This window comes from Pseudomonas sihuiensis (genome assembly GCF_900106015.1).
GTDB classification, from domain to species: domain Bacteria; phylum Pseudomonadota; class Gammaproteobacteria; order Pseudomonadales; family Pseudomonadaceae; genus Aquipseudomonas; species Aquipseudomonas sihuiensis.
Genome location: NZ_LT629797.1, coordinates 3,109,793 through 3,124,003, shown reverse-complemented (window position 1 = coordinate 3,124,003; position 14,211 = coordinate 3,109,793). Strand labels below are relative to the sequence as shown.

Annotated in this window: 12 protein-coding genes; 8 read left to right on the top strand and 4 right to left on the bottom strand. The window is 65.8% G+C overall.

Annotated features, from left to right (window positions below):
* Positions 1 to 43: 43 nt before the first annotated feature.
* Genes BLT86_RS14725 through BLT86_RS14710 form a run of 4 tightly spaced genes read right to left on the bottom strand, consistent with a single transcriptional unit; the run spans position 44 to position 3,406 of the window.
* Positions 44 to 676, bottom strand: coding sequence for a DUF6962 family protein (locus tag BLT86_RS14725; RefSeq protein ID WP_092377652.1), 633 nt, complete (start codon positions 674 to 676; stop codon positions 44 to 46).
* Positions 676 to 1,965, bottom strand: a complete 1,290-nt coding sequence (gene hemL, locus BLT86_RS14720; protein WP_092377649.1) for a glutamate-1-semialdehyde 2,1-aminomutase — start codon at positions 1,963 to 1,965, stop codon at positions 676 to 678. Before hemL ends, BLT86_RS14725 begins: the two co-directional genes overlap by 1 nt.
* 23 nt (positions 1,966 to 1,988) lie before the next feature.
* On the bottom strand, positions 1,989 to 2,612 hold the full coding sequence (thiE, locus tag BLT86_RS14715; protein WP_092377645.1) for a thiamine phosphate synthase: 624 nt from the start codon (positions 2,610 to 2,612) through the stop codon (positions 1,989 to 1,991).
* Positions 2,609 to 3,406 carry a hydroxymethylpyrimidine/phosphomethylpyrimidine kinase gene (locus BLT86_RS14710; RefSeq protein ID WP_167377325.1) on the bottom strand — a complete coding sequence of 266 codons (798 nt, stop codon included), beginning with the start codon at positions 3,404 to 3,406 and terminating at the stop codon, positions 2,609 to 2,611. Before BLT86_RS14710 ends, thiE begins: the two co-directional genes overlap by 4 nt.
* A gap of 143 nt (positions 3,407 to 3,549) precedes the next feature.
* Between BLT86_RS14710 and BLT86_RS14705 the strand changes: the two genes are divergently transcribed.
* From BLT86_RS14705 to BLT86_RS14670, 8 genes are all read left to right on the top strand, one after another.
* Positions 3,550 to 4,710 (top strand): MFS transporter, encoded by a 1,161-nt coding sequence (locus BLT86_RS14705; protein ID WP_055987245.1) that lies wholly within the window; start codon positions 3,550 to 3,552, stop codon positions 4,708 to 4,710.
* Positions 4,711 to 4,800: 90 nt separating this feature from the next.
* Positions 4,801 to 5,547, top strand: a complete 747-nt coding sequence (locus BLT86_RS14700; RefSeq protein WP_092377638.1) for a siderophore ferric iron reductase — start codon at positions 4,801 to 4,803, stop codon at positions 5,545 to 5,547.
* Entirely contained in the window at positions 5,541 to 6,308 is a 768-nt protein-coding gene (locus BLT86_RS14695; RefSeq protein WP_092377634.1) for an ABC transporter ATP-binding protein, read from the top strand. The genes BLT86_RS14700 and BLT86_RS14695 overlap by 7 nt, the downstream gene beginning before the upstream one ends.
* A 2-nt stretch (positions 6,309 to 6,310) precedes the next feature.
* On the top strand, positions 6,311 to 8,287 hold the full coding sequence (fhuB, locus tag BLT86_RS14690; protein WP_092377631.1) for a Fe(3+)-hydroxamate ABC transporter permease FhuB: 1,977 nt from the start codon (positions 6,311 to 6,313) through the stop codon (positions 8,285 to 8,287).
* Entirely contained in the window at positions 8,284 to 9,174 is an 891-nt protein-coding gene (locus tag BLT86_RS14685) for an ABC transporter substrate-binding protein (protein ID WP_092377627.1), read from the top strand. The genes fhuB and BLT86_RS14685 overlap by 4 nt, the downstream gene beginning before the upstream one ends.
* A gap of 91 nt (positions 9,175 to 9,265) precedes the next feature.
* The gene (locus BLT86_RS14680; protein WP_092377624.1) at positions 9,266 to 11,677 is read left to right on the top strand and encodes a hybrid sensor histidine kinase/response regulator; all 2,412 of its coding nucleotides are present in this window, start codon (positions 9,266 to 9,268) and stop codon (positions 11,675 to 11,677) included.
* 223 nt (positions 11,678 to 11,900) lie between these two features.
* Positions 11,901 to 12,542 carry a TetR/AcrR family transcriptional regulator gene (locus BLT86_RS14675; RefSeq protein ID WP_072424396.1) on the top strand — a complete coding sequence of 214 codons (642 nt, stop codon included), beginning with the start codon at positions 11,901 to 11,903 and terminating at the stop codon, positions 12,540 to 12,542.
* Positions 12,539 to 14,188: an acyl-CoA dehydrogenase family protein gene (locus tag BLT86_RS14670; protein ID WP_092377622.1), complete on the top strand. Its 1,650-nt coding sequence runs from the start codon at positions 12,539 to 12,541 to the stop codon at positions 14,186 to 14,188. The genes BLT86_RS14675 and BLT86_RS14670 overlap by 4 nt, the downstream gene beginning before the upstream one ends.
* Positions 14,189 to 14,211 lie beyond the last annotated feature (23 nt).

The window sequence follows — 14,211 nt, the reverse complement described above, 5'->3', positions numbered from 1 at the left end:
ACCGTCGCATTATGGAATAAACCGCGTGCTCCTTACAAAGGCTTTACCCGGTCTGTCGTTTCGCACTTCCCGGCAGGCTCAGCAGCAGCCAGGCCAGCAGTGGATACGCTGGAGTGAGCAGAACGTGGAACAGATCGATACGGCGCAGCGGGCCGATCACGCCTTCGGTGCCTACCGCCAGGCCGGCCAGCAGGAACAATCCCACCACAACGCCTGCGCTGATCGCTGGCGCCCGGCGCGGCCATTGGACTGCGCCGGCATAGAGAATCAGCGCCAGCGTGGCCAGGTTCAGCACCAGGCGGTAGTCCTCCAGGTAGCCCATCTGCCGGAACAGCTCGAAGAAGGCGCACAGGCCCAGCAGGATACGTCCCCAGTTCGGCCGGCTCCAGGCCCAACCACGACCCAGGGCCAATGCCGCGGCGCCGAGCAGCGGCAGACCGAGAAAGTTGCTGGCCTGGGAGAGCCACAGGTGTGCGGCCTGCCAGCTCGGATCGAAGCCGAAACGGATCACGCCGACGCTGGCCGCTGCTGCCGGCAGCAGGAAGCCGAGCAGGGCGCAGAACAGCGCTGGCTGATCGCCCTCGCCGTAGCGCCCGCGCGCCCGGCCGATCAGCCAGACACAAACGCCGCAGGCCAGCGCCAGCAACGCATCACTGAAGGCGGTGCTGTATTGCATCAGGTTTTTTTCAGCTCGGCGAAGGCGCGCTCGGCGGCGGCGAAGGTGATGTCCAGCTCCATGTCGCCATGGGCGATGGAGGTGAAACCGGCTTCGAAGGCGCTCGGCGCCAGGTACACACCGCCGTCCAGCATCAGGTGGAAGAAGCGGTTGAAGCGCGCGCTGTCACTGGCCATTACGTCGGCGAAGGTGACGATGTCGTCGGCGCCGCTGAAGTACAGGCCGAACATGGCGCCTGCCTGGGTAGTGACGAAGGGGATGCCGGCTGCATCCGCGCGCTGCTGCAGGCCGTCGAGCATGCGCGTGGTGTAATCGGTCAGCTCGGTGTGGAAGCCCGGTCGGCTGATCAGCTTCAGCGTGGTCAGGCCGGCGGCCATGGCCAGCGGGTTACCCGACAGGGTGCCGGCCTGGTAGACCGGGCCGAGCGGGGCGATGCATTCCATGATCGCGCGTTTGCCGCCGAAGCAGCCGACCGGCATGCCGCCGCCGATGATCTTGCCGAAGGTGGTCAGATCCGGGGTGACGCCATAGTGCGCCTGGGCGCCGCCGAGGGCGACACGGAAACCGGTCATCACCTCGTCGAAGATCAGCACCACACCGTGCTTGTCGCACTGCTCGCGCAGGCCTTCGAGGAAGCCCGGCGCCGGCGGTACGCAGTTCATGTTGCCGGCCACCGGTTCGACGATGATGCACGCCACTTCTTTGCCGACCTGCGCTAGGCACTCGGCCACGGCATCGATATCGTTGAACGGCAGGGTCAGGGTGTGTTTGGCGAAGGCCGCTGGCACGCCGGCGGAGTTCGGCACGCCCTGGGTCAGGGCGCCGGAGCCGGCCTTGACCAGCAGGCTGTCGGAGTGGCCGTGGTAGCAGCCCTCGAACTTGATGATGCTGTCGCGGCCGGTGTAACCACGGGCCAGACGGATGGCGCTCATGGTCGCCTCGGTGCCGGAGCTGACCATGCGCACCATCTCCATCGACGGTACCAGCGAGCACACCAGCTCGGCCATCTCGGTTTCCAGGGCGGTCGGCGCGCCGTAGGACAGGCCGTGCTGCAGTTGACGACGCACCGAGTCGAGCACGTCCGGGTGGCTGTGGCCGAGGATCATAGGGCCCCAGGAACCGACGTAGTCGACATAGCGCTTGTCGTCTTCGTCCACCACGTAGGCGCCTTCGGCATGCTTGAAGAACAGCGGCGTGCCGCCAACGCTGCGGAAGGCGCGCACCGGCGAGTTGACGCCGCCGGGGATGTGTTTCTGGGCGTTGGCGAAGAGGATTTCGGAGCGGGACATGGCAGGTTCTCTCTGAAAAGGGATCAATCGAACAGCGCGGCAAAGGCGCGGGCGCGGTCTTGCACCTCAAGGGCGGAGTCCGCAGCGAACAGAGCGTGGATCACGGCGACCATGCTGGCGCCGCGGGCGATCAGGCCGGGGGCGGTTTCCAGGGTCACGCCGCCGATGGCGACGATGGGCTGGGCAAAACGCGTGCGGGCCTGATCCAGCAGCTCCACGGTCGCCGCCGGGGCGCCGGGTTTGGTGTTGGAATTGAAGAAACGACCAAAGGCGATGTAGCTGGCGCCTTCGGCGACGGCGCGCTCGGCCAGCTCCAGCTGGGCATGGCAGGTGCCGCCGATCACGGCATCCGCGCCGAGGCGGGCGCGGGCTGCGGCCAGCGAACCGTCGGTCTGGCCCAGGTGCAGGCCGACGCCCAGGCGCGCGGCCAGCTCCAGGTCATCGTTGATGATCAGCGTGGCGCCATGGCGTTGACACAGTTCGGCCAGTGCCTGGGCTTCATCGAAGCGGCGCACGGTATCGGCGGACTTGTCGCGGTACTGCAGCAGCCGTGCACCGCCAATCAGCGCGGCTTCGGCGTAGGGCAGCAGCTTGCCGCCGGCCAGCAGCGGCGTATCGGTGATGGCGTAGAGGCCGCGCAGGCTCATTGGCCGTAATCCAGCGGCAGGCGGCGTGGCACGTACTGGCCGTGGCCGGGTTGCTCGGCATCACGCAGGGTGCGCCAGGTGTAATCGAGGGCGCTGCGTACTGCGCTGAGCAGCTCCTCACCCAGGGCCAGGCGCCCGGCCAGGGTGCTGGCCAGGGTGCAGCCGGAGCCATGGTAGCTGCCGGGCAGGCGCGCGCAGGTAAAAGTATGGCGGCCGCCATCGCGGCTGTACAGGCGGTTGTGCACTTCGGCTTCATCGCCATGGCCGCCAGTGATCAGCAGGTGCTCGATGAAGGGCAGCAGCTTGTCCGCGCACTCGTCGGCCGTACCTTCCGGCAATTCGGCGAGAATGCGTGCTTCCGGCAGGTTCGGCGTGGCGATGGTGGACACGGCGAACAGCCGCTCGCGCATGGCATAACCGACGTCGTCCTTGCCCAGCAAGCCGCCACCGCCGGCACGCAGCACCGGATCACAGACCAGTGGCACGCCAGGCAACTGGCTCATCACCTCGAGCACGGTGTCGACCATGTCCACCGAGCCGAGCATGCCCAGTTTGACGGCGGCCACCGGCATGTCGGCGATCACCGCGCGGGCCTGGGCCAGCACCCAGTCGCGGTCGAGCACGCGGAAGTCGGAAACGTTGACGGTATCCTGCACGGTCAGGGCGGTCACCGTCGGTGCGGCGTGGCAGCCTTGGGCCAGCAGGGCTTCGATATCGGCCTGCAGACCAGCACCACCACTGGGGTCGTGACCGGACATGCAGAGCACTACGGGGCGGAAGTTTGGCGTTTTCATGGTGCGCGAGCTTATCACTAACAGGCCTAAATTCGCTGCACGCCATGCCGGTCGTTAGCCTTTCTGATTCTCGTGCGTATTGGCGTTAGCCAGTCTGGAAATGGCATCATGCGCGGCCCTGCCGCCTTGCCCGACTGCCTCCGATGACGCTGCGTACCTGCCTGATCATGATGACCGCCCTGGCGGTGATCACCGATAACCTGATCATTCCTTTTTATCCGCAGTATTTCGCCGAGCGTTTCGACAATCCGCCGGAGCAGCATGTCGGTCTCTATCTGGCGGTGGTCAGCCTGGTGGTGATGGCGGTGTTTCCGCTCTGGGCGCGTCTGGCCAAGCGCGTGCACCCGGTGCGCATCCTGATCAGCGCGCAACTGATGGCCGGCAGCCTGACCGCCGCCTGCTATTTCATCGACTCGCTGCCGCTGTTCTGGGTGGTGTCGTTGCTGATGGTGGTGTTCAAGGGCAGCTACCTGCTGATGTACCCCTACGTGATGAGCCTGCAGCAGCAGGACAACCACACCCAGACCATCGGCACCCTGTCGGTGGTGGTGCACTTCGGTGCCATTCTCGGCGCTGCGCTGGGTGGCCTTATTCTGCAGATCATGAACATTGGCGATGTGTTTCTGGTGATGGCTGCCGGCGACTTCATCCAGATGGCCATCTGCATGCATCTGGTGCGTGGCTACCTGCCGGCTCCGGGCGAGCAGCCGGCGAGCGACGAGGCACCGGTGAAGAACGAGGCGCGCAGTCTGCCGGCGATCTACCGCCTGTGCCTGGTGATGCTGCTGTTCTACTTCGTCGGTTACGTCACCCGGCCGTTCTTTGCCGTCTACTGGCAGCAGGTGGCGCACTGGAACAGCGAGATGGCCGCCGGCTTCGTCTATGCGTTGCCTGGCGCCGTAGCCGTGTTGGCGCTGTGGTGGGGGCGCCGCGCGACCAAGCAGGGCAACACCCGTGACGGCATTCTCGCCGGTCTGCTGCTGGGCGCGGCGGCCACCTTCATCCAGGGCTTCGGCGATCAGTGGCTGATCCTGCTCGGCCGCGTGCTGTTTGGCTGGGCGCTGTATCAGGTCACCGTGCGCCTCGATGCCTTGCTGTTCGAGCTCAGCTCGCCGGAGCACTACGCGGTGGACTTCAGCAAGATCAATATCTTCCAGTGCCTGGGCAACATGGGCTCGGCCTACGGCGCGGGCTTGCTGGTCAGCCACTACGGTCAGGCGATGCCGTTCTGGGTCGGTGCTGCCGGGCTGCTGCTGACCGCCGCGTTGTTCCCGATGCTGGTGCGCAAGCCCAAGGTGGCCTGAGTCTTGAGTGGCGAATGATAATTTGATGCAGATGCGTATCAATGATTAAATTCGCTCTTCGCATTGCTTCCATCATCCGGATTCGCCGCGATGCACGATATTCACCACCTGCTCGACGTGATTGCCCGCAGCCTGCCTGGGCTGCAGGGGCGTATCGGTGTGCCCGGTGCCGATCTGCTGGTGTGCGGGAGCGAGGGCAACGACCGGCGTATCGCCGCGCTCTATCAGTACTGGCAGCAGGCTCATCCCGAGGCCGGGCCGCATTACTGGACGGTGCGCAGCTGGACCTACCTGGTCTGGCAACCCATCTACCTGACCTTGCTCGGCGTACACCTGGCGCAGCGCGTGCCCTGTCTGGCGAGCCTGGGGCAGGCGGTGCAGGGCGGCGTGGTGTCGGGTTTCTGTCTGCCCGAGCACTGCCCGCAGCAGGCTACGGAAGATCAGCTGATCGGCCTGGCTGCCAGCCAGCTCGAGCAACTGCTGCGCCGCCAGCACGCCGAGTTCTGCCAGGTACAAAGCATCCACGGCAAGCTGGCCCAGCGCCTGGCGGCCGATTACGTGCTGGCCGCCTTGTTGCTGGTGCAGCGCCAGCTGACTCTGGACAACCAGCAACTGCGCGCGCTGGCGGCACGCTGGCTGGAGGCATTGGACTTGCGTGGTGGCAGCGACCTGCTGGAGGTGCGGCTGGACGATGGCCGCGACTGCCTGACCCTGGAGCGCAAGGCCTGCTGTCAGCATTTTCGGCGTTGCGATGGCGAGCTGTGCAGCACCTGCCCGAAGCTACGGCGTGACGAGCGCCTGCTGCGCCTGCGCGAGGAGCTGGCCCTGGCATGTTGATGTTGCGTGATATCGAAGTACGCCGCGGCGAGCGGGTGACGCTGGCGCTGGACGAACTGCACCTCGAAGGTGATCGCTTCACCGTGATCCTCGGCCACAACGGCTCGGGCAAGTCGACCCTGATGAACCTGCTGGCGCGGCAGCTGCAGCCGACCCGAGGTTCGCTGCAGCTGGACGGGCGTACCCTGGCCGGTTTTTCTGCCCGTGACTTTGCCCAGCGCGTGGCCTTCCTGCCACAGCACCTGCCCGATGTCGCTGGCCTGACCGTGCGCGAACTGGTGCATCTGGGGCGCTTTCCCTGGCGCGGCCTGCTGGGTCGCTGGCGCGCCGAGGATCACGCGGCCGTCGATGAGGCGCTGGCGCAGACCGATGTCGCCCACTACGCCGAGCACCTGGCCGACAGTCTCTCCGGCGGTGAGCGCCAGCGCGCCTGGATCGCCATGCTGCTGGCTCAGCAATCACCGCTGCTGCTGCTCGACGAGCCAACCTCGGCGCTGGACCTGGCCCATCAGTACGAGCTGATGGGCCTGCTGCGTCAGCTCAACCGCGACAGCGGGCGCGGCATCGTTGCCATCCTCCACGACATCAACCTCACCGCGCGGCATGCCGACCGGGTGATCGCGCTCAAGCAGGGGCGGATCTTTTTCGATGGCAGCCCGGACGAGCTGCTCAGCGGGCCGTTGCTCAGCCAGCTCTACGACATCGATATCGAACTGATCGAACAGCCCGGCAGCGCCCGCAAGATTGCCGTGGTGGCCTGAGCATGGCGGCAGTTTCGGCGCCCTCACGCCACCTTCTGACGCTGCTCGCGCTGCTGCCCCTGGCACTCCTGCACCTGTGGCTGGCGGCCGATCTTGATCCGTTCGAGCTGTGGGCGATGCTGGCTTCTGCCGAACACAGCTTCGAGTTTCTGCAGCTGCAACTGTCGGCTCTACCCAGGCTGAGCATGGCGCTGCTGACCGGCGCTGCGCTGGGACTGTCCGGCAGTCTGTTGCAGCAGATCACGCAGAACCGCCTGGTTTCCCCCATGACCATCGGTGCCTCGTCCGGGGCCTGGCTCGGGCTGGTGCTGGCCACGTTGCTGGTGCCGACCTTCGCGGCCGATCACGGGCAGTGGGCGGCACTGCTCGGCGCACTGCTGGCGGTCGGTCTGGTGCTGCTGATTGCCGGGCGCAGTGGCATCGGCGGGCTGCCGCTGGTGCTGGGCGGCATGGCCATGAACCTGTTGCTCGGCGCGCTGGCTGCCGGGCTCGTGCTGATCAACAACCAGTACACCCAGGGGTTGTTCGTCTGGGGCGCGGGTGATCTGGCGCAGATCGACTGGCACTGGGTGCAGTGGCTGTGGCCCAAGCTGTTGCTGGCAGTGCCGCTGCTGATCCTCGCACCGCGGCCGTTGAGCTTGCTGCAGCTTGGCGGCGATGCTGCTCAGGGCCGTGGCCTGGCGCTGTGGCCGGTGATGCTGGTGCTGTTCCTGGCGGCGCTGTGGCTATGTTCGGTGTCGATCACGGCGGTCGGCCTGATCGGTTTCATCGGCCTGCTCACGCCGAATTTGGCGAAGATGCTTGGCGCCCGTACGGCGCGTGATGAGCTGTGCTACAGCGCGTTGCTCGGTGCCTTGCTGCTGCTCGGTACCGACGCCCTGGCGCTGTTGGCCAATCGTGTCAGCGGTCAACTGGTGCCCAGTGGCGCGGCGGCGGCGTTGATCGGTGCGCCAGTGTTGTTGTGGCTGGCGCGCCGACATCTGGCTGCGGAGGACCCGCGCGGCCTTCAGTTGCCGCGCGGCGCCGAGCGTTTCGGCTGGCGCAGTGCGCTGTGGGTGGCGCTTCTCGCCGTGCTGGCGCTGACCGTGGCGCTCGGGCTGGCGCGTGGTGTCGATGGCTGGCACCTGCAGTGGCCGTCGGCGCTGGTCTGGTCGCTGCGCTGGCCGCGCGTGCTCACCGCGGCTTCTGCCGGCGCCGGTTTGGCGATTTCCGGTCTGCTGCTGCAGCGCCTGCTGCGTAACCCGCTGGCCAGCCCGGATATTCTCGGTCTATCCGCGGGTGCCACGCTGGCGGTGATGCTGGCGCTGATCATCTTCGGTGGCGCGGTGTTCGGCGCGGTCGCGCCGCTGGCGGCCTTCGTCGGTAGCCTGGCGGTGCTGGCGGTGTTGATGCTGCTGGGCCGGCGTCATCACTACTCACCAGCGCTGATGGCGCTGCTGGGGATTTCCCTTGGCGCGCTGCTCAACGCCGCCTTGCAGTTCGTGCTGGCCAAGGGCAGCGGTGACTCGTTCGCGTTGCTCGGCTGGCTGGCCGGCTCCACCTACCGCGCCACACCGGCACAGGCATTGTGGCTGACGGTTGGCGTGCTGCTGTTCGGCGCTCTGGCATTGCTGTTCCAGCGTGCGCTGACGCTGATTGGCATCGGCGATGGGGTGGCCGCCAGCCGCGGCTTGAACGTGCCGCGCTTGCGTCTGGTGCTGCTGGTGCTGGTGGCGTTGCTGTGTGCGCTGGTTACCAGTCTGCTCGGGCCAGTGGCGTTTCTGGGGCTTTTGGCCCCGCATATCGCGGTGATGCTCGGCGCGCGCCGGGTGCTGCCGCAGCTGCTGCTGGCGGCCTCGCTGGGCGCGGTGCTGATGCTGCTGGCCGATTGGGTCGGCCGCACCCTGATCTTCCCGTTGCAGATTCCGGTGGGCATTGTCGCCTCGGTGTTGTGTGGCAGCTATTTTGTCTACCTGCTCATCCGTGGGAGGTTGGCGTGAGGCGTTGCTTACTCGGCTTTCTACTGCTTTGGCTGACGCCTGCCTGGGCCAGCGCTGAGCCACGGGTGGCCGCGCTGAGCTGGGAGGCCACCGAGCATTTGCTGATGCTCGATGTGACGCCGTTGACCGTCGCCGATGCCGGTGACTACCGCGCCTGGGTGGTGCGGCCGACGCTGCCCGCAGGTGTGCCGTCGAGCGGTTCGCGCCTGGAGCCCAATCTCGAATTGCTGGCCGAGTTGCAGCCTGAGTTGATCGTCATCCCTCCTTTGCTGGAAGACATCCGCCCGTTGCTAGAGCGTATTGCGCCGGTTCAGGTATACCAAGGTTTCAGCCAGCAGCACGATAATTTGCAGGTGCAGCGCGAGGCGTTTCTCGACCTGGCGCGTGCACTCGGCCGCGAGGTGCTGGCCAAGCAACGCCTGCAGGCGATGGACGCCGAGCTGGCGCAATGGCGCGAGCGGCTACGGGCTCATTACGGGCAGCGTCTGCCGGCCGTCACGGTGATACGCCTCTCGTCGCCGACGGCCGCCTTCATCAACGGCCCCAACTCCATGCCGCAACATGCGCTGGCGCTGCTCGGCCTTCAGCCTGCGATGGACCTGGCGCCGAGCCCCTGGGGCATCACTCAGGTACCGATCACCGCGCTGGGTCGCATCGAAGAGGGCGTCGTGCTGCATATCGAACCCTTTGCCCAGGAGGCGCAGTTGTTCGCCTCGCCACTGTGGCAGGCGATGCCTTTCGTGCGTGAGCAGCGCTTCGCCGCGATACCCTCGACCTGGACCTATGGCGGCGTGTTTTCCCTGCAGTATCTGGCCGAGGCCATAGGTGAAGCGCTGCTTAAACTGCCGTCTGAATCTGGAAAAGCGTCCCAACAGTCCCTAGAGTAGAGCGATTCGAATATAAGTCTGCCGTGCGTGACGGCGCCATCTGATGGGCTAATGGGGGCCTGGGCGTTGTCCGACAGGGTTTTGGAGTCGTATGTACCGGCTGCTCCTGCTCATCGTGAGCCTCGTTTTTTCCTCGCTCGTGGGCGCCGTTACCTTCGACGAACATATGCGCACTTTGCCTCTGGGGCAGAGCATGTACGTGTTCGAGGACGTGCGCGGCGATGCCAGCATTGACGACATCGCCTCGCCCGCCGTGCAAGGTAGTTTCCGTCTGCATGACAAGCCCGTGCTCAACGCCGGCTATTCGCGCTCGGTATTCTGGCTGCGGCTGGACCTGCACTATCTGCCGCGCCAGGCGCAGGGGGACCGCAACTGGCTGCTGGAGCTGGCTTATCCGCCGCTCGATCACCTTGAACTCTACCTCCCTGACGAGGCCGGCGGCTTCGTCCTGGCTCAGCGTACTGGCGATTCGTTGCCTTTCGTCACTCGCCAGATCCGCCAGCACAATTACCTGTTCGAGCTGAACCTCGAGCCGAACCAGAACAAGCGCATCTATTTGCGCCTGGAAAGCCAGGGTTCGATCCAGGCGCCGCTGACCCTGTGGGCGCCCAACGCCTATCTGGAAGAGCAGCCCGCGCGTATCTACGTGCTTGGCATCATCTACGGCGTGCTGCTGGTGATGCTGGTGTACAACCTGTTCATCTTCCTCAGCGTGCGCGACACCAGCTACCTCTATTACATCCTTTATATCGCCTCGTTCGGCCTGTATCAGGTCTCGGTCAACGGTGCCGGCATCGAGTATTTCTGGCCCAACAACCCCTGGTGGGCCAATGCCGCGACGCCATTTCTGATTGGCTCGGCCGCCTTGTTCGGCTGCCAGTTCGCCCGCAGCTTCCTGCACACTGGCGAACACAGTCCCTGGGTCGATCGCCTGTTGCTGCTGCTGATGGCCTGCGGCGCCGTGGTGATGATCCTGGCGCTGAGCGTCAGTTATGCCACGGCATTGCGTCTGGCCACCTACCTGGCCCTGCTGTTCACCGTGGTGATCTTCGCTGCTGGGGTGCTTGCCTGGCTGCGCGGTATGCGCGTGGCGCGTTACTTCATCTTCGCCTGGACCGCCTTTCTCATCGGCGGCATCGTCAACACGCTGATGGTGCTGGGCTACCTGCCCAACGTCTTTCTCACCATGTATGCCAGCCAGATCGGCTCGGCGCTGGAAGTGGGCCTGCTGTCGCTGGCGCTGGCTGACCGCATCAACGCGATGAAGGAAGAGCGCACGCGCATTCTCCAGGAGGCCGGACGCAAGCTCGAAACGCTGAACCAGGAACTGGCCGACAGCAACCGTTTCAAGGATGAATTCCTCGCCACCGTGACCCATGAGCTGCGTACGCCGATGAACGGGGTGATCGGCTCGCTGGAACTGATGCAGACGGTGAAGATGGACATCGAACTGGAGCAGTACCAGAAGACCGCCGCAGCGTCCGCGCGCGACATGATGCGCATGGTCAACGACATCCTCGCGCTCACCGAATTGCAGGCTGGCAAGCTCTATCCGCGGCGCGAGACGTTCAGCCTGCGCGGGCTGTTCGATGGTCTGCGTGCCCAGTATGCGGCGCGCGCCGAAGACAAGGGGCTGACGTTCGCCCTGGAGCTGGACGACAACCTGCCCGACACCCTGGAAGGCGACGCGGCCAAGCTGGCACAGGCGCTGGGCTATCTGCTGGACAACGCCATCAAGTTCACCAGCCAGGGCGGCGTGACCTTGCAGGTCGGCCGCGTCGGTAGCGTGGGCAGCAACCTGCCGTTGAGTGTGGTGGTCAGCGATACGGGGATCGGATTCGCGCCCGGCGACGGCGACCTTTACCAGCGCTTCCATCAACTCGATGGCTCGATGACGCGCAAGTACGGCGGCCTGGGCATCGGCCTGGCGATCTGCAGGCAACTGGTCGACCTGCTTGGTGGCGTGCTCAGTCACGAGTCGCAGCCGGGGCAGGGCAGTCGGTTTCGCCTCGATGTGCCGCTGACTCTGCCGCTGCAACCTCAGGTCAGCGATGTTCGCCCGGCACGGCCGCAGGGTGGCGCGCTGCAGCGCCAGGCGCAGCAATGCACGGTACTGATCGTCGAGGACAATGCGATCAACCAGCTGGTAACCCGCGGCATGTTGCTCAAGCTCGGCTACCGCGTGCGCACTGCCGACAATGGTGCCGAGGCGCTGGAGTTGCTGCGCGGCGAGACGGTGGATGCGGTGCTGCTCGACTGCCAGATGCCGGTGATGGACGGCTTCGCCACCTGCCGCGCACTGCGCGCCCTGCCGGGCTGCGCCGAGCTGCCGGTGCTGGCGATCACCGCGCACAGCCACAGCGGCGACCGCGAGCGCTGTCTGGCTGCGGGCATGAGCGACTACCTGGCGAAACCGGTGAAATTCGACGAGTTGCGCGTGCTGCTGCATGACTGGGTGCTGTGCCGCCCGGCAACGGTTTCCGGTGGCGCCGCGCCGGTCTGACTCTTTCGCAGGGCGTGATGAAGCCGCTGGGCCCTGTAGGAGCCGGCTTGCCGGTGATGCTTGGCGACTGTCAGATCGATGATCGCCAGCAAGCTGGCTCCTACAAGTGCAGCTTTGCACGAGCAACCTCTTTCCCGATTCGGCGGCAGATTTGGCCGGATCGTCCCTTTAGCCATGGTCTGAATCCTGATTCACTGCATGCAGGTGAATCAGGATTCAGACCATGGCTTATCGCACCACCGAAGCTCGACTCGATCGCGACCAAGCGTTGCGCGCGCGTATTCTCGACTGCGCCTTGCTGCGAGTAGCCGAGGGCGGTTTCGCCGCCCTGACCATGCAGGCGTTGGCCGACGATGTTGGCATCGCCACCGGTAGTCTGTACCGCCACTTTCGCAGCAAGGGTGAACTGGCCGCCGAGGTATTCGCCAGCGCCAGCCAGCGTGAGGTAGATGCTCTGGCCGCAGCCTTGCGTGGGCCGGGCAGCGCCAGTGAGCGCCTGCGCATCGGCCTGGAACAGTTCGCTGCCCGCGCCTGGCATAGCCGCCGCCTGGCCTTCGCACTGATCGCCGAACCGGTCGACCCGGAAGTCGACGAGCAGCGCCTGCTCTATCGCGAAGCCTACGCCGAACTGTTCATCGATCTGCTGGAGGAGGGTGCCGGCGCCGGTGAGTTTCGCGTCGAGCAGATTGGCCTGATGGCGGCCTGCCTGGTCGGCGCCATTGCCGAAGCGCTGGTCGGCCCTCTGTCGCCACCTGCTCGCGCCGCTCGTGAAGCAGGCCAACCCACCCTGGAGCTGGCTCAGGTCAGCGCCAGTCTTGCCACCTTCTGTCTGCGCGCCGTCGGCGCCAAGGAGCCCATGCGATGAAACCCAGCCTGCATGCCGAAACCCACGAGGTGTTCAACCAGGTACCGAGCCTCGATGGTGCCAATCTCTATCGCCTCGACCTGCCGCTGCAGGAGTGGATTCGCCGCTACGATGGCGCCTGGGCCCACGAGCGTTTGAGCGCCTATGGTGCGCTGGCCGGCGGCGCCCTGATGCAGGCCGGCTTTCTTGCCAACGAGAACAAACCGGTGTTCAAGAGTCATGATCGCTACGGCAATCGCATCGACCTGGTCGAGTTTCACCCGGCCTACCACGAGCTGATGCGCACGGCGGTCGAGCATGGCCTGCCGTCGCTGCCCTGGACCGATCCGCGCGCCGGCGCCCATGTCGCCCGTGCCGGCCTGACCTATATGCACAGCCAGGCCGAAGCGGCCAGCGGTTGCCCGTTGACCATGACCTTCGCTGCCGTGCCGGCCATCCGCCTGCAGCCCAACGTGGCCGAGCAGTGGCTGCCGAAGATCCTCGCCACCGAGTACGACCCACGCAACCTGCCGATGGAGCAGAAGACGGGCGTGACCATCGGTATGGCCATGACCGAGAAGCAGGGCGGCACCGACGTGCGTGCCAACACCACCCGCGCTTATCCCATCGGCCTCGGCGGGCCGGGGCAGGGCTATGAGCTGGTGGGCCACAAGTGGTTCTGCTCGGCGCCGATGTGCGACGCCTTCCTCACCCTGGCCTACACCGACAAGGGCCTGTCGTGCTTCCTGCTGCCGCGTCACCGCCCGGACGGCACGCGCAACGCGTTCTACATCCAGCGCCTGAAGAACAAGCTGGGCAACTGGGCCAACGCCTCCAGCGAGGTGGAGTACCGTGGCGCTTTCGCCTGGATGCTCGGCGAGGAAGGGCGCGGCGTGCCGACCATCATCGAAATGGTGGCCATGACCCGCTTCGATTGCATGGTCGGTTCCAGCAGCCTGATGCGCCAGGCGCTGACCCAGGCTGCGCACCACTGCGCGCATCGCCAGGTGGGTGGCAAGCTGCTCGCCGACCAGCCGCTGATGCAGAACGTGCTGGCCGACCTGGCGCTGGAGAGCGAAGCCGCGCTGGCCCTGTGCATGCGCATGGGCCGCGCGCTGGATCACGCGCATGACGCGCAGGAAGACAAGTTCGCTCGTCTGGTCACTGCCGTGGGCAAGTACTGGATCTGCAAGCGCGCGCCGGAAATGATCTACGAGGCCAGCGAATGCATGGGCGGTGCGGGCTATGTCGAGGAAACCATCATGCCGCGCCTGTACCGCGAAGCACCGGTCAACTCGATCTGGGAAGGCTCGGGCAACGTGCAATGTCTGGACGTGCTGCGCGCGCTGTCCAAGGAGCCCGGCGTACTCGATGCGCTGTTCGCCGAGCTGGGCGATGGCCACGGCGATGCCCGCCTGAAGGCGCATATCCAGCGCCTGAAGGCAGATTTCGCTGATACAGCCGATATCCAGTACCGCGCCCGCCAGCTCACCGAAGACATGGCCGTGGCACTGCAGGCCAAGCTGCTGCTGGAGGCCGGCAACGCCACGGTGTCCGACGCCTTTATCGCCAGTCGCCTGGAAGGCCGCGGCCGCGTCTACGGCACCCTGCCGCGCGGCGTCGACGTCGAGGCGCTGCTGGCGCGTAGCACGCCGCACCTGGTCTGAGCGAGGGCCGCCCGGCACGCTGT